Annotated in this window: 12 protein-coding genes, 1 tRNA gene and 3 pseudogenes; 9 read left to right on the top strand and 7 right to left on the bottom strand. The window is 60.9% G+C overall.

What is annotated here, in order from left to right; translation table 11 throughout:
- The first annotated feature begins 3 nt into the window (after window positions 1–3).
- The 4 genes from PVE73_RS23865 to PVE73_RS23880 all read left to right on the top strand — a co-directional run bounded on the left by PVE73_RS23865 (window position 4) and on the right by PVE73_RS23880 (window position 4,892).
- The gene (locus tag PVE73_RS23865) at window positions 4–963 is read left to right on the top strand and encodes a LysR family transcriptional regulator (RefSeq protein WP_277364628.1); all 960 of its coding nucleotides are present in this window, start codon (window positions 4–6) and stop codon (window positions 961–963) included.
- Between the two features lie 157 nt (window positions 964–1,120).
- A complete protein-coding gene (locus PVE73_RS23870; protein WP_277364629.1) occupies window positions 1,121–2,335 on the top strand; it encodes a CoA transferase in 1,215 nt (404 codons plus the stop codon).
- A gap of 12 nt (window positions 2,336–2,347) precedes the next feature.
- Entirely contained in the window at window positions 2,348–3,325 is a 978-nt protein-coding gene (locus tag PVE73_RS23875; RefSeq protein ID WP_277364630.1) for a D-2-hydroxyacid dehydrogenase family protein, read from the top strand.
- Between the two features lie 484 nt (window positions 3,326–3,809).
- A complete protein-coding gene (locus PVE73_RS23880) occupies window positions 3,810–4,892 on the top strand; it encodes a class I SAM-dependent methyltransferase (RefSeq protein ID WP_277364631.1) in 1,083 nt (360 codons plus the stop codon).
- Between the two features lie 158 nt (window positions 4,893–5,050).
- Here the strand turns inward: PVE73_RS23880 and PVE73_RS23885 are convergent.
- Together PVE73_RS23885 and PVE73_RS23890 are read right to left on the bottom strand one after the other, a co-directional pair.
- A tRNA-Leu gene (locus PVE73_RS23885) sits at window positions 5,051–5,137 on the bottom strand.
- 625 nt (window positions 5,138–5,762) lie between these two features.
- Window positions 5,763–7,418 carry an alpha/beta-hydrolase family protein gene (locus PVE73_RS23890; RefSeq protein ID WP_277364632.1) on the bottom strand — a complete coding sequence of 552 codons (1,656 nt, stop codon included), beginning with the start codon at window positions 7,416–7,418 and terminating at the stop codon, window positions 5,763–5,765.
- A 434-nt stretch (window positions 7,419–7,852) separates the two neighbouring features.
- On the opposite strand from PVE73_RS23890, the gene PVE73_RS23895 reads away from it, so the two are divergent.
- A complete protein-coding gene (locus PVE73_RS23895; RefSeq protein WP_277364633.1) occupies window positions 7,853–10,183 on the top strand; it encodes a mechanosensitive ion channel domain-containing protein in 2,331 nt (776 codons plus the stop codon).
- Window positions 10,184–10,257: 74 nt separating this feature from the next.
- On the opposite strand, the pseudogene PVE73_RS23900 reads toward PVE73_RS23895, so the two are convergent.
- Window positions 10,258–10,428: pseudogene (locus tag PVE73_RS23900) on the bottom strand (arsenate reductase (azurin) small subunit); the annotation flags it as partial.
- A 317-nt stretch (window positions 10,429–10,745) separates the two neighbouring features.
- Between PVE73_RS23900 and PVE73_RS23905 the strand changes: the two are divergent.
- The 4 genes and pseudogenes from PVE73_RS23905 to PVE73_RS23920 form a co-directional block, all read left to right on the top strand.
- Window positions 10,746–11,531 (top strand): hypothetical protein, encoded by a 786-nt coding sequence (locus tag PVE73_RS23905; RefSeq protein ID WP_277364634.1) that lies wholly within the window; start codon window positions 10,746–10,748, stop codon window positions 11,529–11,531.
- 251 nt (window positions 11,532–11,782) lie between these two features.
- Window positions 11,783–13,015 (top strand): hypothetical protein, encoded by a 1,233-nt coding sequence (locus PVE73_RS23910; protein WP_277364635.1) that lies wholly within the window; start codon window positions 11,783–11,785, stop codon window positions 13,013–13,015.
- A gap of 261 nt (window positions 13,016–13,276) precedes the next feature.
- Window positions 13,277–13,833, top strand: a pseudogene (locus PVE73_RS28270) (ankyrin repeat domain-containing protein); the annotation flags it as partial.
- Window positions 13,834–14,632: 799 nt separating this feature from the next.
- A pseudogene (locus tag PVE73_RS23920) lies at window positions 14,633–14,731 on the top strand (peptidoglycan-binding domain-containing protein); the annotation flags it as partial.
- Window positions 14,732–15,242: 511 nt separating this feature from the next.
- Here PVE73_RS23920 and PVE73_RS23925 read toward each other — a convergent pair.
- The 4 genes from PVE73_RS23925 to PVE73_RS23940 all read right to left on the bottom strand — a co-directional run bounded on the left by PVE73_RS23925 (window position 15,243) and on the right by PVE73_RS23940 (window position 20,309).
- The gene (locus PVE73_RS23925; protein ID WP_277364636.1) at window positions 15,243–16,622 is read right to left on the bottom strand and encodes a nucleotide sugar dehydrogenase; all 1,380 of its coding nucleotides are present in this window, start codon (window positions 16,620–16,622) and stop codon (window positions 15,243–15,245) included.
- Window positions 16,623–16,882: 260 nt separating this feature from the next.
- The gene (locus tag PVE73_RS23930) at window positions 16,883–17,884 is read right to left on the bottom strand and encodes an NAD-dependent epimerase/dehydratase family protein (protein WP_277364637.1); all 1,002 of its coding nucleotides are present in this window, start codon (window positions 17,882–17,884) and stop codon (window positions 16,883–16,885) included.
- On the bottom strand, window positions 17,881–19,059 hold the full coding sequence (locus tag PVE73_RS23935; protein ID WP_277364638.1) for an HlyD family efflux transporter periplasmic adaptor subunit: 1,179 nt from the start codon (window positions 19,057–19,059) through the stop codon (window positions 17,881–17,883). Before PVE73_RS23935 ends, PVE73_RS23930 begins: the two co-directional genes overlap by 4 nt.
- Window positions 19,059–20,309 carry a glycosyltransferase gene (locus tag PVE73_RS23940; RefSeq protein ID WP_277364639.1) on the bottom strand — a complete coding sequence of 417 codons (1,251 nt, stop codon included), beginning with the start codon at window positions 20,307–20,309 and terminating at the stop codon, window positions 19,059–19,061. The genes PVE73_RS23935 and PVE73_RS23940 overlap by 1 nt, the downstream gene beginning before the upstream one ends.
- Window positions 20,310–20,352 lie beyond the last annotated feature (43 nt).

A 20,352-nucleotide genomic window follows, 5' to 3' on the forward strand; every position in this document is an offset into this window, starting at 1 on the left:
ACCATGGACGCCGAGGAAACCGAACGTCAAAAGAGCCAAGGACGCTCGATCCAGCACCACCCGAGCCTGCGCGACATGGAGCTGTTCGTCACCGTGGTTCAGAACGGCAGCTTCTCGGCTGCCGGCCGTATGATCGGCCTGTCGCCCGCCTCGGTGTCCCGCTATATCAACGCACTTGAAGACAAGCTCGGCGTGCGCCTTCTCAATCGCACGAGCCGCAAGCTGTCGCTTTCCGAAACGGGCATCCTGTTCCATCAGCGTGCGGAACGGATCCTCGGCGACGTGCGGGAAATGAGCGTCGAGATCAGCCAGGAACACCTGTCACCACGCGGCACGCTGCGTGTCCATTCGCGCATCCTTGTCGGCGAGCAGCATATCGTCCCCGCCCTGCCCGGCTTCATGAGCCGCTATCCCGATATCCGTGTCGACCTCACCCTGTCCAACGAGGTGGTGGATCTGATCGAGCAGAACATCGACGTCGACATACGCATCGGTCAACTGGCCGACTCCTCCCTGATCGCCCGCCGCCTCGTCACCAGCGAAAGGGTGCTTTGTGCCGCGCCGGCCTACCTGGAAAACCGGCCTCCGATCGAAAAGCCGGACGATCTGCTCGCCCACAACTGTCTCGCCTACCGGGTCAATATGGGCGACATCACCTGGCGGTTTCTCGATCAGAACGGCAACCTCAGCGAAGTGGCGATTGCCGGCAACATGCTGACCAACAGCGGACCGGCCCTCAAGATCGCGACGCTCGCCGGTCTCGGCATTTCGCTGATGCCGGACTGGTCGGTGAACCAGGAATTGAAATCTGGCGCGCTGGTGCGCCTTCTGCCGGACTGCAGGATAAGTTTCACCGCCTTCGAGAATGCGGTTTATGCAGTCTATCCGCCGACCCGGCATCTTCCGGTCAAGGCCCGTGTCTTCATCGATTATCTGGCCAGGATCTTTCAGGAAAACATATGAGGGCGCCGCGCATCCGCCACGGCCGGCTTTTCAGTTTCTGAAAAAAACGTGCTCGGCGTATGCGTGTTATCGGGCAGGAAGTCGGGTGCTAGCACATGACGCCAACGGATGACCCCGTTGGCTCAGGTGAAACGCGAACCGGTCTCGACGAACGCTCATGAACAATATTCTCGACGACATTGTGGTGCTCGATTTCTCACGGGTGTTCGCCGGCCCGGCGGCGACGCAGGTGCTGGGCGACATGGGTGCCGACGTCATCAAGGTGGAACCACCTGCCGGAGATGAGGCTCGCTACTATGGCGTGACCAAGGAGAAGCTGGCGGAGCTTGGCGGCGTAAGCCCATCCTTTCTGGCGCTCAACCGCAACAAACGCTCGATCACGCTCGACCTTCGCAACGAGGAGGGCAATCGTATCGCCCGGGAGCTGGCAGACCGGGCCGATGTCGTCGTCCACAATTTCCGCCCAGGCGTCATGGAGCGTCTCGGTCTCGGCTACGAGACCCTGGCTCAGACCAACAAAGGTCTCATCTACGCCGAGTTCACGGCTTACGGCGGCAAGGGTCCTCTGGCGCATATCGGCGCGAACGATCTTGCGCTGCAGGCCCATAGCGGCCTGATCAGCATCACGGGCGAGCCGGATCGCCCGCCGGTGCGCTGTGGAACGGCCATCGTCGACCTGCACGGCAGCCTCGCCATCGCGGCCGGCATTCTCGGCGCGCTGTTGCACCGTCACAAGTCGGGCCGCGGCCAGCGCGTCGAATCCTCCCTCCTGTTAAGCTCGGCGCACCTGATGAGCTATTTCTATACCGAGTACTGGATGGACGGCACGGTTCGCAAACCGATGGGAACCGCCAACCACCTCAGCGTGCCGAACCAGGCGTTTCCCGCGAAGGACGGGGAGGTCGTCATCATCGCGAGCACGGACGAGATGTGGACGCGCCTTGCCCATGCGATCGATCCGGAAAAGCTCGATGTGCCGCGTTTCGCCCGCGTCTTCGACCGCCGGCAAAACCGGGTCGACCTTATCGACACGCTCTCCTCGCTCACCCGCGAGCTCACCTGCGCGGAGATCGTCCAGCGATTGGGCGCAGCCAAGGTGGTGGTGGCCAAGGTGAACTCGGTCGGAGAGGCCGCGGATAGCCTGCAGCTCGAGGCTGTCGGCGGTAAGATCATGCTCGATGCGGGCCACCGGCAGTTTCCGAGCGTCGCCTCCCCGTTTCAGTTCAGCGAAGTCGATATCAACAAAGCGAAGGCTCCACCGCAACTCGGGCAGCACACGCGCGAGATCCTGGGCGAACTCGGGTATGATGCTGAGGCGCTGGAATCCTTGACCGCGGCCGGGGCATTCGGGATAAGCCAACCAGCGGAGTAGAAGGCTGTTGCAATGGCGCGTCAGGTCTATCGCTGTGTGATCCTCGACGACTATCAGGGCGGAGTGCTGGCGGCGGGCGACTGGTCGTCACTCGAGCCGGCCGTCGAGGTCGAGGCGATATGCGAGCATATCGCCGAGCCGGCGCGGCTCGCCGAGCGGCTGCAAGGCGCAGCCATCCTCATCGCCATCAGGGAACGCACGGCACTGAGCCGCGACCTTCTGGAGCGCCTGCCTGATCTGAAACTGCTCGTCACCTTCGGCATGTCGAATGCGGCCATCGACCTGCAAGCGGCGGAAGAACTCGGGATTACCGTGTGCGGGACCACCGGTGCCGGCGAGCCGACGGTGGAGATGACGTGGGCGCTCATTCTTTCGCTGCTCCGCAACGTTCCCGCGGAGGCCACCGCCTTTGCCAGGGGCGGCCCATGGCAGCAAACGGTCGGAACCGGTCTCTTCGGAAAGACGCTTGGTCTGGTGGGACTGGGCCGCGTGGGGCGGGGCGTTGCCCGTGTGGGACATGCATTCGGAATGAACGTGCTTGCTTACACACCGACGCTTACGACGGCACGGGCCGAGGAGGTGGGCGTCACCGCGGCACCACATCTCGACATGCTCCTGCAGGAGGCGGATATCGTCTCCCTCCACCTGCCGCTCAATGACGACACGCGCGGCCTGATCGGAAAGGCCGAAATCGCCCGCATGAAATCAACGGCCTATCTGATCAACTCTTCGCGCGGGCCGATCGTGGACGAGCAAGCCTTGATCGAGGCCCTGAAGGCGCGCAGGATCGCCGGCGCGGCCCTCGACGTGTTCAACACCGAACCGCTTCCCAAAAACCACGCTCTGCGCGGGCTCGACAATCTGGTCGCCACCCCGCACCTGGGATATGTCACCCGGGAAAACTATGCCCGGCACGCAGCCGATGCCATCGACGATATCGCCGCTTGGATAAACGGCAAATCCGTCCGCCGTATCGTCGCTAGCGACTAAGATCGAAGAGGTTTTCGCGTGATGGATGCGCCACGTTGCTCGCGGGACAGATAATCGCGACTACGCTCGACGGAACTATACCGTAGCCGCCCTCAGCTTCTGCCTTCCGTCATCAGCCGATCATCGTGCTTCCAAATGGGCGCCCAGGGAAAGCGCCTCGGCTCGGAAGCTCCAATGCCGACCAGCGAGGCAAAGGTAGGGCCTCCGGCTGATACGATGCGATGTCGAGGCGGGGCGTGTTGGCCACCTCGCCCGTGATGTCGTTCCACGCCACGTCGATCGCATCGAAAAGCTCGTGGAGCCCCTAGAGGGTGCCCGGCGTCGTCTCCGGCCTTAGCAACTGGATGCGCGCCGCCCTGTCTGCTCCGATTTTACCTCTCATGCGGGCAAATTGGCGCAAAAGCCTTGTTTTTGTCCATTCTCGCACTTCTTGCCGTCCGTCCAAACGTCTACTCGACCGCCGTTCAACATGAGGAGACAAACGATGTCACTGGCAATCGAAAGTCAATCGACCGACAAGGCGGCGGCGGAAGCCTTTTCAGAGAAGGTGGCAGGCATACTGGATTCAGGTGCGGTGGCGGCAATGATGTCGATCGGCCATCGCCTCGGCCTGTTCGATGTCATGGCCGGTCTGCCGGCCTCAACGAGCGAGGGGATCGCCGCGCGCGCCGAGCTTTCGGAGCGCTATGTGCGCGAATGGCTGGCGGTGATGGTGACGGGCGGCATCGTCACCTACGATCCCGGCCCGAGAACCTACCGCCTGCCGGCGGAGCATGCGGCCTGCCTCACTCGGGGTGCCGAACTCGGCAATCTCGCCGTCTATGCGCAACATGTCGCGCTTCTCGGTCAGATGCAGGGGCGGCTGCTTTCCTGCTTCGAGACCGGCGAAGGGCTCGCCTATGGCGACTATCCCTGCTTTCACCAGGTGATGGCGGAAGACAGTGAGCAGACTGTCGTGGCCCAGCTTGTCGAGACGATCCTGCCGCTCGGCGAGGGTCTCAAGCAGCGGCTTGCGGACGGCATCGAGGTTCTGGATGCGGGTTGCGGACGTGGGCTGGCGCTGATGGAGATGGCCAGGCACTTCCCCGAGAGCCGCTTCACCGGCTTCGACCTGGGCGCGGACGCCATCGAATTCGCCACGGACGCCGCGCGGAAAGCGGGGCTTACAAATGTGAGTTTCGAGGTGCGGGACCTCACCGGCTACGACGAAAAAGCGCGGTTCGACCTCATCACCTCGTTCGACGCCATTCACGACCAGAAGGATCCACAAGCGCTGATCCGCAGCATGAAGGACGCTCTCAAGCCCGGCGGTGTCTATCTGGTGCAGGATATCGGCGGCTCGGCGAAGCTGGAAAACAATCTGGACTTCCCCTTTGCGCCCCTGCTCTACGCCATTTCATGCGCCCACTGCACGCCGGTGTCGCTCGGCCAGGGCGGGCTAGGGCTCGGCACCATGTGGGGATGGGAGACCGCGCAAGCGATGCTCGAGGGCGCGGGCTTCCGTTCCGTCGAACGCACTGTGCTGCCGCATGATCCGATGAACGTCTGGTTTGTCGCGCGGGTCTGAGGGACCCACACGCTCCGCAAGCAAAAAGAGACAGATCGCAATATGGAAAACCAATCAATGTGACGACCCGAAGATCGCCACGCCAACCCGATGAAATCTCTACTGGAACGGGCGATGGGATCGAACCTACGACATTAAGCCTGGAAGGTTCGGAATCTTGGTGCGGGTGGTCGGACTCGAACCGACACTCTGTCACCAGAAACGGATTTTGAGTCCGTCGCGTCTACCAATTCCGCCACACCCGCATATCGCCGCCGATTCCAGCCCGCGCTCTTTACATCTATTCTGTACCCAGCGCTCCTTGGGCACGTCTCGGCTGCTTTTGGCTTACTTCCTCAACCTACGAAAATCAAACAGCTTTTCGCCTATTTGCGGCATCCTGTCGCATAGTGGGCAAACCATTTTTAAGCCCGTTGCGTCTATCCATTCCGCCACGCCCGCATGGCGCGACCCCGCGTGCCGTACCCCTCGAGGGTCGCCCGCGGCTCCTATATCGCACCTGCCGAAGAAATGCCAGATAGCGGACTATGCCTCCTAAACCACAGCCCGGAGGGGTTAAGGAGCGCATTGGGGCTTGCGAGGGCACGCCGTTGTCGGTCCCGGTGAAGTCATAGACCTTCTTTGTGGTGTGCAGCACCTGAAGCCAGGAGATAGCGGCTGGCAGAAGTCGCTACCCGTCAGCGGTGACAATGGCGCCGGTCGGCAGGCGTGAACTCGCCTTGTCGTCGGCGTACCACAGCTCATCGGGCCGGCTGGCCTGCGTAAGCGGAGTGTCCTTCGCCATTGTCGCGCCGCCCCTGCGGTGCTTGGGCCAGGCGTGGCGGCCGAGCCGGCGGCGTGTTGCGTGGAGCTCCGGGATCCTTGGCGGGATCAATCATTGTCGCATCCCTTTTTGAAGCCATTGTCACAATGATCGGCGAGCCGCGCGCTGTCGGCGTCGCTCCAGTTCGCAGGATTCGTGACGGCGACCCAGGGCGCGATGTAATCCTTCGCGTAATAGGAGTGGCCGTGGCCGGCCGGGGCGGTTGTTGCCAACGCCATGTCCATCACCAATTGGAATTGTGTCACGATGGGCATGAAGCGCAGATCCGGCGAGACATCCGGCGCCGGCGGCTCGCGCATCCACTGCGGCGCGCGCCAGAGCGAGGAGGGTTCGTAGAAGACAATCGGGTCGCTGCTGTACTGGAGGTAGAGAATGCGCATTCTGCCCCATCCCGCGGGATCGCCAGGGCTGTCGAAATGGGAGGCGAAGCGGATCAGCTCGCCCTGGGCAACCTTTGGCACGACATAGGGCGTGCCGGGGTTGCGCTCTCGCATGGCGCTCCTCCAGAGGGCGGAGGGGAAGGGCGGACCAGTCCAGAACGCGCCGTCGATCGGCTCGTCCAGCAGCCGGAAGAGATCGGTGCCGTACATGGAGGACCAGGCGCCCAGGCTCAGCCCGTGAATATAGAGCCGGGGCCGATCGCCCTCGGGCAGGGTCTTCCAGTGATCGTGAACCGTGCGGATGGTCGCGGTGGCTTGGTCCAGGCCCGCCTCGGTCTCGAAGATCAGCGCAAGCGGCGATTGAAGATAGGAATACTGGACGGCGACCGTGGCGATGTCGCCGCCATGCATGTATTCCACCACGTCGTGCGAACCGGGGTCGAGCCAGCCGGTGCCCGTGGGCGAGGCGACGATCAGGACCCTGCGTTCGAAGGCTCCGAGGCGCTTCAATTCGGCAAGCGCGCGGTCCGCCCGCACCTGCGGGTCATCGTCCTCGGCACGCCCGACATAGACGCGGATGGGGTCCAGTGCCGGTCGCCCCGTGAAGGCCGCGATGGCTTCGGCATCGGGGCCACCAGTGACGAAATTCCGGCCCGGCTGGCCCATGGCTCCCCAATCGACGAATGAGGCGTCGCTCCCCGGAATACGCGGGTTTTGCGGCGCTGGCGGCGCAGTGTCGAAAAGTTCCTGAGCCGTTTTGTAGGACTGGTCCAGTGCCCCCATGGCGAGATCCACCAGCCCATCGCGGGTGATGACGAACAAGCTGAAAGCGACCAAGATCAGCCCCGCGACATTCGCCGCTCGCTGCGGCATGACGCGATAGAGCAGGTGGCGCAGCCGGTCAAAGGCGACTTGCACAAGCCATCCGATGATAAAGCAGACGGCGAAGACCGCTACGGCCAGCAGGATCATCCGCAGCGCATGGGTATTGTCGAGCAGGGGCATGCCCATTCGCGCCCGGATGCCGTTCTGCCATCCATCCACCTTGGCAAGCGACAGCGCAACGATGAACAGCACAGGGAGGGCGATGGAGACATGGGCCGCCGTGGCGAACCGGCCGCGTAGAACCGGCAGATCCATCTGCCGCCAGAGGGTGAGGATGAACCGGCCGATCATATAGCCGAGCGCCATGACCACGCCGCCAAGCAGCCCCTGCACGATCCAGTTGCGCGGGATGAGCGACGGCGTCAACGACGCGGCGAAGAACACAAGCCCCAGCATCAGGGGCAGAACAGAGAGGCGGAGGTGCCGGCGCGACGTCATTTACGGGATGTGGTTCCGGAGGAAGGATGGACCGCTGCGCCGTGGGACCTTTGCAGGCATGGACGGATGCGTCGTCTGCGAATATCGTCAGCCAGTGCTTCCGGCGCACGCGCTCCAAGCATTACACCGGGATCGGCAATACCGATTGCCATCTCGTTCATATAAAACCCTCACTCGGATATTCCCGTCGCACTATAGCCCTCGGCTCGTTTCGAAAATACTGCCGGCGGCAATTCAGTCATACCTCGCCTATCGCGGCATTGCCCCGCGAACGCGTCCGGTTCTGCCGAACGAAAGACGATTTTGAACTTTTGGAGGCGGCGGAACCGACGCTTTGCAAAGCAAAGCCGGCGCTTTGAAATGAGAGGTTCTGCGTCTATTCTCGACCACGAGATCGCCAGCATCTCGATCATTTCCAGAGTCGAGGCCGACAATTGCCGACCTTTCTTCGCCACGTGCTGCTTCCGTTTCTCGTCCTGTTCTTGATCACGGGTCCGGCCTCCCCGCAGACTGCACAGGAGCCGGTCGAGGCCGATCCGCAGCCCGGCTATGGCGCGATTGCAGATATTCTCGAAGACGAGGCAGCGCGGAACGCACTGATTTCGGAATTGCGAAGGCTCGCTGCCGGAGAAGTCTCGCCGGCAGCACCGGAGACACAGGATCTCTCCCTGGCCCGGCAGATCGCGAATACCACGAACGATATCTCCGAGGAGATCGTGTCCGAGGTCGGTATCGCCTATGACAGCATCATGCGCCTCGACATAGGCTCGATCTCCTCTCAGGGGATGGCGAATCTCGCGAGGGCCGCGTTCGATCTCGGCGTGGTCATCCTGGTCGTCCTCGGAATCCTCTGGCTGTCGAGAATGCTGGTGCGTCCCGTCTACCGGCGGGCCTCCGACTGGGTGCTGGCACCGGGGGGAGGGCCGAGCCCTTGGCTGAAGCGGTATCTGGCAGCTCTTGGCTGCGGGATGCTCGATCTTCTCATTGTCGCAATCGGATGGGTGGCCGGCTATGCCGTGGCCATTTTCCTCCTCGTGAACGAGACCGGGCGCATGGACACGAGCCAATCGCTCTTCCTCAACGCCTTTCTTGCGATCGAGACCGCCAAGGTGGTGATCCGCCTCTTTTTCGCGACGCGCTACGACGGATTGCGCCTGCTCCCGATCAGAGGCGAGGACGCTGCCTACTGGAACACGTGGCTCTCCCGCCTCACGAGTTTCGTGGGTTACGGGGTTCTCGTCGTCGTGCCGATCGTCAACATAAATCTCGGCACGGTCCTGGGATCTGTCGTTGCGGCTTTTGTCTATGGTGTGGCGCTCATCCTCGCGGTCGTCGTGATCCGTCAGAATCGCGAGCCGGTGAGGATGCGGCTCCAGATGATGGCCGAGAGAAGCCAGATCGGCTTCGCGAGCATGCTTCTGGGCATGCTCGCCCGCATCTGGCATATCGTCATGATCGCCTATGTCGCGGTGCTGGCGCTGCTCTTGCTCCTGCAACCGGAGACGGCCCTTTCCTTCATGATCGGCGCCACGATCCAGACGGTCGCGGCGATCGCAGCGGGGATTCTTCTGTCGGCACTCATCGACAGGGCGATCGCCCTTGGCATTCGGCTCAAACCGGAGATGCGTTCGCAATTCCCGATGCTGGAGGAGCGGCTGAATGCCTTCGTGCCCACGACACTGAAGATCGTGCGCATCGTCATCACGCTCGTCGTAGCCGCCGTGGTGCTGGATGCTTGGCAGGTCTTCGACTTCTTCGCCTGGATAAGCTCGGAGAGCGGCCTCTTTGTCATTGGCAGGATTGTGACGATTGCCCTGGTTTTGGCTGCTGCTTTCGTCATATGGCTGCTCGTTTCATCCTGGATCGAATACCGTTTGAACCTGCAAGCCGACGGCGCCGCGGCAGCTTCCAGGGCGCGCCAGAACACACTTCTGACGATCTTCCGCAACGCCTTCACCGTCGTCCTTGTCGTCATGGCCCTGATGATCACGCTATCCGAACTCGGCATTGACATCGGACCATTGCTGGCCGGGGCCGGCGTGCTCGGTCTGGCAATCGGTTTCGGGGCGCAGAAGCTCGTGCAGGATGTGATCACGGGCGTCTTTATCCAGCTCGAGAACGCCATCTACACCGGCGATGTCGTCACGGCTGCCGGAACCACGGGCGTGGTTGAAAAGCTGACCATACGCTCGCTCGGGATCCGCGATCTTTCGGGCACCTACCACGTCGTCCCGTTTTCCTCCGTCGATACCGTTTCGAATTTCATGCGCGGCTTCTCCTACCACGTGGGGGAATACGGGGTCGCATACAGAGAGAACATCGACGAGGTGATCGAGGTGATGAAGCAGGCTTTTGAGGAGCTGCGCGCCAACCCCGAGCACGCGGCCGGCATTATCGGCGATCTCGATGTGCACGGTGTAACGGCGCTTGCCGATTCCAGCGTGAATGTGCGTATACGCATCAAGACGCTGCCTGGCCAGCAATGGGCTATCGGCCGCGCCTATAACGCCATCATCAAGAAGCACTTCGACGCGGCCGGAATCGAGATCCCGTTTCCGCACGTCACGCTCTATTTCGGCGAGGACAAGAAAGGCTCCGCGCCCGCCGCGCCGATCAAGGTCATTCAATCCTCGTCTGCGGATGTGGATGGAAAACCGGATGACGCAACGCTGGAAAAGCCCCGGCGCAGGAAAGCCTCACGGAAGCACCCGGCGCAATCCGCACAGGACAGCAACCCCGACCTTCCGTCCGACAGCGAGACATAGCTGCTCTGCAATTGGTTTAGACGAGAACCGATCCTTCGTCGGGTGCCCGGCGCGATGTGTCACAGCCGGCGAGGCGGCAGGTTCTGGGTCGCCTGCCCCAGGCCTGCTGGCCGCCGGCATCGCAGTCGAATCGGGAATAGTGGCCGGGGCAATTCAGCGTCCAGTCCTGGCGAGAAGCCGACGATATCGCCGTCCGGACCCGCTCCGCCTTCAACCCGCGTTCCGAGCTTCAGGAGCACGCCGGGAAGGGCGGGTCTTTTCCGCGCTTGCCCACAACGCCCATCAGTTCCTCCCAAGCATGCCGACCGGGAAACACTAGCGTATGTCATGCGAAACACGACCGGGCGCTGATATCGACGCTTGCACGGCACAAGCGTTTTACAAGGCGGCTCGGCGTAGCTCTGCCCCTCCACAACTGGAGGATGTCAATGGCCATCCGCCTACACCGGATGCCATAGCCTATCCGGTGCGCCTTAATGCTAAGTGGCTACTTATCGTTTGGGCGCGTTTTGATTAATTTCTTCGCTCACCCTTGACGTTCGGCCGATAAGGGGGCGCAACCGTGCCGTTCATTGGATCTATGGTCGCAGGCAGCGTGCTTGCAGTTGTCCTTGCGACGCCAGCAGCAGCACTCGATCTCGATGTCGGTGGAATCGCCGGCGCCAGCGTCGGTGGGAATGGCAGGGGCGGCCTGGATATCGGCCTTGAGGTCAGCCTGGGCGGCAAGGCCGGCATACAGGCCGACAGCAAAACCTCTGTGGGAGGCGGGTCGCTCTTTGGGGGAGGTGGCGTTCTGAGCGGCGGCTCTCTCGTGGACTCCAACACTTCCGCATCCATTGGCAGCAACAACGGCGTCAAAGCGAGCAACAGCACAACCGTTGGCGGGAAAAATAGCGTGCTGGACAGCAGCACGAGGGCTTCGGTCGGCAGTATCAATGCGGGCGTTGATGCCAGTGTCAGCACCCGCGCGATCCCGGACGCCAATGTGGATTTGAGCCATGGTGGCGCGCGCCCAACAACTCCCCGCAACGCCGGAAATCCCAGCAAACCCAATGAGCCTGGGAAAAAGCCGAATCCTGCAAACCCGGGGAACCACAACACTCCGGAAAACAAGCCAAATGCCGGATATCTGAGACTCGCAGGCAAACCTGATTGCCCTGATGGCGTGAGCGGACGTTGCAGCGGTAGTGCGGGCGACAGCCCGGATCTTCAGGCCCTAGTCGCCAGGTTACCTGATGCCGAGTTCGTTCGTAATATGCGCAAGTGCCGCGGGATTCTTGCCGATCCGAACAAGTATGAGCGTCCTCTCATTGAACTTTGCACGCTTCTTCAGGCTGCCGCCCGATAGTATTCGTGATGAATTGAGCTTCCAGGGAGGTTCGGCTTCAACCCGAGACGCAGAATGGGAGAAATGGAACAAGCTGTACGGCTTAGGAACCACTAAGTCTAGCGGATGAACTTCCGCCCACTGGTCTGCATTCAGCTGCGCGACTAACCGAATCTGCAAATTGACCCGGCAGATGGGGGCGTATCAAACTCGAGGCGCAGACAGAAGATAACCTGCGGCATCGACATCTTTTCCGATGGGAGCCACCGGCAATGGGGAAAGGATATCCTGCTTGCCTGATTTTTCCAGCGACGCTTCTGTTTCCGAGCGCCGCCCCTGCTCACTATACGCTGCCAATCGAGCCCATCGCGCCCACGCTTGCGACCGAATGTCACGAAATCAATGCGCAGTTTATGGCCGTGCGTGATCAAATCGCAGAGGTGGCGGACACGAAAGAGGACCAGGCGCGGCAGCATGCCAATGATCGTCGGTTCGGCATTTCTGAGACCCTCTACAAGGAAGCAGGTCTGCTTCAGGAGGAGGCGCTCAAAATCCTGATGGAGGCGAGCCGCGCGAGGGTTCGATGTCTAAGGCAGGTGCGGGCCTATCAAATATCTCAATCCGATCACCAGGAGATAGAGCGAACGCAAGACATGACGGGCGGCTTGCCCGCGGATCTGGGAGACAGAACGTTGGAGGCTGTCGACGCCCCTCTTCAGCGGTACGAGAAAACGGGCAGTGCATCAGCGGAAGCAGCCCAAGGGATGAAGACGCTGCGGAAAAGCGCTGGCGTGGTCGACCGAATGGAGCGTATCGCTGCCCGCGGCGGAATATTCTCGGGCGTCGACGCGGACATCGGTTCGGGCCTTTTCGGAACAAGCAGCGCTTGGGAAGCAGCGAGAGCATTCGGGGTCCGCGCTTCGCTCTCGGTGATGAAGGGCCTGCACGCGAGCGCTCTTGTCCATCTTGGTTCCTCACAGCGGTTTAGCTCGGGCCAGACGCTTGGCTCCGGTGTTGAAGAACTCTTGAGGCATGCCAGGCAGGAAGAGGCGGCCATGCTTCGAGGAGGCGCTTTTCGTTACGACATGGACGATGTGATCCGGAAAGCGTCGCGGGATCCCGATCTTCTCTCCACCCTGCAGGACTCCCTGATCGCGGCGGAGGATCTAATCTCCAGCCGCGGGAATGCATCAGAGATTGCCATGCGACCTCCCCCGACGAGGAAGGCGGCGACCAAAGAGCCTGCGACGAGAGAGGCCGCGCCGAAAGAAGCAGCGGCCACCCGTGCGGCTCCTAAACGATCTCGACAGGTTCGACAATCCGCACCGGCTCCCAGAGCAGATGCGCGGCCCAGGGAACGCCGCGCGCCAAACCGATGTGAACAACTGCTGGCTCAAATCGCCAAATTTGAACGCCTGCATGAGGCCTACAGAGCTCAAGGCTTCGGATCACTGGTCGAATGGGGGCTTCGGACAAAGAGAGCCGAATACAACGGGGGTTGCTAACCCATGAACGTCCTTCGCTTTCCTGTTCTTGCCTTCATGGCGCTCGGAACACTTCTGTTGCTGGTCGTGCGCTCTCCACTTGCGCAGGCGGAGCCGACCTCAATAGAGGCCGGCGAAGATATCGAGAGCCTCACCCAAGCGATAGACGCGATAGCTTCAAACCTGCTTTCGGCCGAGGGCATCCGTAAACTGTCGCCTCATATTTCCGGCGATGTGTTGACTTACTTCGCACAAAAGGATGATGCCGCGCTTGTGCGCGAGATGATCTCGGCAGGCATTTCGCCGGACTCGACCAATTCCAATGGTGCCAACGCGCTGATCGCCGCCATTACAACCGACAGTCTGGGAGCCGCGGTCGCTCTCGTCGAAGGAGGCGCGGACATTGACGCGGCTACGTCATGGGGCAGCGCAAGACAGATCGCGGACTTGGCGGGGTCACCGGAGGCCCGGACAATTCTGTCGGGAGGAGTGATCGGGCCGGCAGAGGAGCTTCGTGCGGCCGCACGAGCGGGAGATAGGGCGCGCGTGCATGCGCTCATGAACGCCGGTGTAGACGCCAATGCGGCTGACGAGCAGGGTGTCACCGCGCTTCTGGAGGCGATCTTGTCGGGTTGTTCCGGTTGCGTAAGGCGGTTGATCGAGTACGGAGCAAACACCGATTCAAGCAGCTCCGATGGCCTGACGGCGCTGGCCGCGGCAATAGGCAGCGGCAATGCCGAGATCACGAGGCTTCTGCTGGACGCCGATGCCGACCCAAACAGGAAGTCGAACGGCATCCCCCCTCTGATACTGGCGGTGATTGGCGGCCAGGAAGAGATTATCGACTTGTTGCTCTCTTCCGGTGCCGAGCCTCAATTGAAAAGTGACGAAGGAGCCCGCCCGGCCCTTATCGCGAAGCTGCTTGGACAGGATGATCTGGCTGACCGGCTTGGTGGCACGCCCGAAATCGAACCCCGCGTGAATCTCTTGGCCGCGGTCCGCATCAATGATGCAGAAGGGGTCGCAGCAGCTTTACGGCAAGGAGCCGATCCCAACCAGGAGGTGCCTGGAGGCTCACCCATATTGGTCTTCGCTGCGGCATTCAGCACGTCCAGTGTCGTGTCCCGACTTGTCGATGGCGGTGCTGATGTCTTCGCGAGGGGGCCCTTCCAAGCTGTCCCGATCCAGGCGGCATTCGCCAATCCGATTCACAAGGAACGTAACATAATTGCCCGGCTACTGGTCGAAAAGCTCTCCAACGGACAGCTTCATCAGTTGCTCGACTCCACCGATGCCGAGGGGCGTTCGGTGCTGGTAACTCTTGCTGTGCATGCCAACGAAAAAGGTCCGGCGAACGCGCTCACATGGGCTGTAACAAAGATCGGTCGGAGCCAAGCTCTTGTAGACGCCATCAACAGGCCCGATCGTGACGGCATCACTCCTTTTGCGGCGGCAGTCCTGGCCAACAATTCTGTAGCCGTACGAGCTTTCGTGCAGGCGGGGGCGAAGCCGCATCCGATAAGCGAGGGCATCTCGCTGCAAGATCTGGCCAGGAGCCGGAGCGCGTGGGATGTTTTGGCCGAACTGCCAGATGATCGTAAGTTGTCGGTGGTCCCGACATTGCAAAACGAAGGCGCCAAGGAGGAGCTTCAGGAGCGGCTCATCGACTGGGGCTACTACAAGGGGCCGATCGATGGCAATTTCGGCCCGGGGTCCCGAGCCGCATTGACCGCTTTTCTGAAGGAGCGGGAAAGAGAACTTGTAGCGATGGCCGGCCTTTCCGGAGGAGGCGTCGACGTGCGGAAGAAACCGCGAACTGCGGATACTTCACTGGAGTTGGCGTACGACCAGGGGAATTGCGTTTGGACGGTCAAGCATTGGGTGCCGGGAAAATCGGCTGATCGCACCAAGTTCGTGGGATGCGTAAATCCAACCTCCTCCACTTGGGACGCAAACGGCTTTGGCTATATCGAGTACAGTGACCGGCGAAACGAGCTGCTCCTTCTTGGACCAGATGGGCGGGAGCAAAGTGCACCGTTCTGATGGCTGACGACACAGCTAGACCGGTTCATCGTTTCATTGAAACGCCGATCCGATCTATCTGATTGTTTTTGCCGCATTTGTGAGACCCCAGATGATTCCGTCTGGCTAGGGAACGACAACAAAATGCGAGCGCAGTTCACGCCGTGGCCGACGCGCGGCGTACTCTTCAATATTGTGTGTCTACTTTCGCTTGCGGCCTCGCTTATCACGCCCTCACGAGACGGTGGGCTCCCGGAACCGGAGAGCGGCATGCATTGCGGGTATCGATGACAATCGGGGTGTGATTGAGCACCAGGTTGTAGTCGACATTCGAGTGATCGGTGCAGATCATCGCGGCGGCGTAGTTCGCCAATGTCTCCGGCTCCAGAGCCACGGATGATTTCCCGGAGAGTTCCGGATGGTCGCGGCTGTTGGGAATGACTTGCACATAGGGATCGTGATAGTCGACCACCGCGCCGCGTTGCTGAAGCAATTCGATAATCCGGAGGGCCGGACTTTCGCGCGTATCGTCTACGTCTTTCTTGTAGGCAACGCCGAGAATCAGGATTTTCGCGCCCTTCAGCCCCTTCCCCGACTGTTCGTTGATAGCGTTTGCAAGCCGGTCTACGACATGTCCCGGCATTGCGGTGTTGATCTCACCGGCGAGTTCGATGAATCGGGTTGCGATGCCGTATTCTCGTGCTTTCCACGTTAGGTAAAAGGGATCAATCGGCAAGCAGTGTCCACCGAGTCCGGGACCGGGGTAGAATGCCATGTAACCGAATGGCTTGGTCTTGGCGGCGTCGATCACTTCCCAGATGTCTATCCCCATCCGCTCGAAAAGCAGCTTGAGCTCGTTGACCAGCGCGATGTTCACCGTGCGGAAGATGTTCTCCGTGAGTTTGACGGCCTCTGCCGTTTCCACCGAGGACACTGGCACCGTTCCCGCGACAATCCGGGAATAGAATAGACAGGCAAGTTCGAGAGCCGCATCGCCGTCGCCTCCGATGACTTTTGGAATTTGAGCCGTGTTGAACAGGGAGTTGCCGGGGTCCTCCCGCTCGGGGGAATAGGCCAAGAAGAAATCCGAGCCCGAAAGAAGCCCTGTCCGTTCCAGAATTGGGCGCATCACTTCACGGGTGGTGCCCGGATATGTGGTCGATTCCAATACGATCAGCTGCCCGGGTCGGAAATTCTGTGCGATTGCCTCGGTGGTCGATATAACGAAGGAGAGGTCCGGGTCGCGGTTGCGCGTGAGGGGGGTCGGCACGCAAATCAGCAGGACATCGACGTCACAAAGGCGGCTGAAGTCGGAAGTCGGCGTGAAGCGTCCGTCAGAAACCAGTGTTGCCACAGTCTCATTTGAGATGTGCCGAATATAGGATCGCCCTTCCGAAAGCTCAGTGATCTTGTGCCCATCGATATCGAAACCGACCACGTTGTAACCGACCCGCGCTATCGCTGGAACAAGCGGCAGGCCGACATAGCCAAGGCCGAGAATACCGATGCACGCTTCGCAACTCTCAAGTCGCCGGCGCAGCTGGTCGGCCAAGCTTACATGGAGAACGCCAAAGTCAGGGAAGGCCAGGTTGCCAACTATGTTCATCGGTGGAGTTCCTTCGGCTGGGAGAGCGTGACCGTCACCGGTCCGCCCGTTCGTTCACGAAGCCTGCGGGTGGCGCTCACTGGCGAGATTGGTCGCGCCGGGCGGCCCAAGAACAGGTTCTTCCGGGCGAGGCGTTCCGAGACCGCGGAGCAAGCGATTCCGGCCTGTTCGGCGGGATTCTTTCTCTTTCCTTCATCCTCTGTTGCTCTGCGCATCGACGAACTTCCCTGGAGAATTGGGCCTGAGGGGTGAGCACTTGTCTAAGCCGCGAAGGTCGCCGCCTCCGCTCCGTGATAGGATCGGAACCACGAAACGAACTGGGGCAAGCCGTCGTCGATTGAGACCCGCGGCTCGAAACCACACAGGCGACGTATCGCGTCGATATCGGCAAAGGTTTCCTTGACATCCCCGAGCTGCATGGGCTCGAAGACCAGCTCGGCCTTGCGTCCGATGGCGGCCTCAAGGACGGATATGAATCGCAGCAACGGTTCGGCCCGGTTGTTGCCGATGTTGAAAATCCGTGCCGGAACCTCCCGACTCACATTCGGCGGCGGGTTGTCCAGCACCCCCAAGACTCCGCGCACGATATCGTCGATGTAGGTGAAGTCGCGGCGCATATCGCCGTTGTTGAAAACGCGTATCGGCCGGCCGGCGAGGATCGCCTGGGTGAACAGATACGCGGCCATGTCCGGCCGCCCCCACGGTCCATAAACGGTAAAGAAGCGTAGGCCGGAGGTGGGGATTCGATAAAGGTGGCTGTAGGTGTACGACATCAGTTCGCCAGCCCGCTTGGTAGCCGCATACAGCGAAGCTGGCGCATCGACACGATCCTCGACGGCAAACGGCAGTTTCGAGTTGCCGCCGTAGACCGAGCTCGAGCTCGCATAGACCAAGTGTCTCAGCCGGGGCAATTGGCGACAGAGTTCAAGGATTGCGACATGGCCGGTAACATTGCTGGCCGTATAGGTGAAAGGCGCCGTCAGCGAATGACGCACGCCCGCCTGCGCGGCGAGGTGAACAATGTCTTCAGTGTCCCGAAACGTTTCCCCAAGCGCGGTTACGGAACCGTGGTCGGAAATGTCCAGCTTGATGAATGTAAACAGCGGGTTTTTCACCAGGAGGTCAAGCCGAGCCTGCTTCAAGGCGGGGTCGTAGTAGTGATTGAGGTTGTCGATTCCGACGACGCGCTGACCACGAGCCATCAACGCTCGTGCCACGTGTGAACCGATGAAACCGGCCGCTCCCGTCACAATGATGGTCATCTTGACTGCACTCCTGTCTGCAGTTGCTGCACGAGATGCGAACGAGCGATCGGTCCAAAGTCCGGTCCGGCGGAATGTGCGTGCGATGCATCAAGGCGGTCCCCTTTTCCCGTCAGCGGATCGGGAGCCTTTCCGGCCAGCCTGCCATAGGCCGACGCAAACAGGCGCTTTAGCCACGCCGGGGGCCAACCGACTGCGCTGAGCTTCGTCTTGGCAAAGAGGGCTGGAAAGTCTTGGCCGGGATCGAACTCGAGGCGTACGATCTGGGCACGCGACACAGGTTGAAATGTGTTCTGAAATTCCTGCGGCAGTTGGCCCGCGACCGGGTAGATCCGGCTGACCCGGCTATAATATGTGTTCAATCCGACGCTAATCTTGATCGGATCGCCGGGATGAAGCGTATAAAGTGCGCCTTGAGGAACATAGGCGAGAACAAAAGGGTCGCCCGTGAAGAGTTCCATCAACGGTTCGCCAGGCTGAATCACGCTGCCCTGGGCAACGTGCAGATATCCAACCACGCCGTCACTGGGGGCTTTCAAAATGCCGTCGGCATAAACCTCCCGCAGTCGCATGATCGCCTCTCTGGACGCGGAGACAGCAGCTCTAAGCTCGGGCATGTTCTTCTCGATGGTCTTCTGTTCCACCTCGATTCTCGTCTGCTCAAGTGCGCTCTCCATCTCGCTCTGAAGCAGATCCGCCCGCCGAACGTTGCTGATCAGCCCCTCACCGCGCAATGTATCGCTTGAAAGCCGTGCCTCCCGTGCTTCGCTGTAGAGGCGCTGCGTCATAGGGTAAATCGCTTCGTATACTTGATTGCGGACTTCCAAATCGGTGGCACGGCCGATGCCGTCGACCATGTCGGAATAGAGTTGGGCCAGCGTCTCCTCGATCTTCTGCGACCGTACCTGCACGAGGACGTCACCCTTGCTGATCGAGAAGCCCTCCTCGACATTGAGGCTCTTCACCTCGGCGGGGTACTGCGTGGCCAGCACGACGCGGTTGCGCATGACGAGCCCCTCGGCGCGAAAGTAGAGGAGATCACCAACGAACATGTCGGCAATCCAGAGAACCAAACCGCAAAGGAGGCCAAGATAGATCCAGCGTCCCCACGACCGTCCTCGGCGGCGAACCTCGTTCTGCAAGGTATCGTAACGTGGTCGACGGCGTAGCCGCATCAGAACCTCCACATCTGGCTGAGAACCTTTGTGGGCACGAAGGTCGAATGATAGGAGCGGTCGAAAGCAAGTTCTTGGACGAATGCCCACACGCGGATCGGATGCAGGACGCACGTGCAGTAAAATCCGTAGCCGAGCGCGTAAGGCAGCAGCCGAGCGGTAGACGCGCGCTCCGAGAGCGTGATCGCGACCAGGAACGAAAAGGTCCCGATCAGCGAATAGGCGAATCCCGTCATCATCAGGATGACGACCGCGAACGCGCCGTATGCAGCCAGGAGCCACACCACATAAAGGACGAAGGCGAAGGGCAAGACGATGGAGAATATCAACACGTCCAGCGTATTGGTCGTGTCACGCAACGACACATGAGGCGCCCATGGGCTGAGCAGCATCCGGAACTTGCGCAGATTGAGCCGGGCCAGATCGCTTTCCCAGCGCAATCGCTGTTGAATGAGTGCCTGCATTGTCGATGGCGCGTCTGTGAGGGCCCACGCCTCGGCCGCAAAGGCCAGCCTCCATCCAGCACGCCGGAGCTTCATGGTGAGGTCAGTGTCCTCGCCGGGACCGGCATCCCATCCACCTACCGAGTCGAGCGCTTCACGCCGGAAAGCAGCAAAAGCGCCGGATACCACCGGGAGTATCCCAAGCATTACACTGACTCGACGGCCGAGCGAGATTCCAACTGCGTACTCGATCGCCTGCATGTTGGCGAGGACAGATGCGCCTGCGTTTCGCACTCCGATATTGCCGCCGACGGCGCCAGTACTGGGGTCGTCAAAGGCAGCGACGATCGCCTCGATTGCGTCTCGATCGAAGGTTGTGTCCACGTCGGCGGAGACGATCACGTCGCCGGTGCAGAAGCGCAGGCCGAGATTAAGGGCGGCGCTCTTCCCGCCGCGCAGAGTTGTCGAAACCAAGACGTCGATTCGGCCCTGCTCCTTCATCTGTCGCGCAATGCTCGCGCTGTTGTCGGTAGAGCCGTCGTCCACCACCACGATCTGCAAGTTGCGGAAGGTCTGTTCGCGCAAAGAGGTCACGGTCTTCACGATGCCACTGGCGCCGTTGTGGCAAGGCAGAACAATGCTGACGGAAGATATCTTGCAGGGCCAGCCGGTCGCCTTCGCCGAATCCTTGCGGAGAAAACCGGCAGTGAAGTTCGCGATCAGGAATCGCGGCCCCTCGAAGAAAATCAGGTACCAGAACATCGCGACAAGGCTTGCCCCATCGAGGCTCGTCAGGAACGATAGCATCGCTATTTCTCCCGTTCCGCGCCGTTCCCGCGCAAGGCGTATG

This window comes from Chelativorans sp. AA-79 (assembly GCF_029457495.1).
Classification (GTDB): Bacteria; Pseudomonadota; Alphaproteobacteria; order Rhizobiales; family Rhizobiaceae; genus Chelativorans.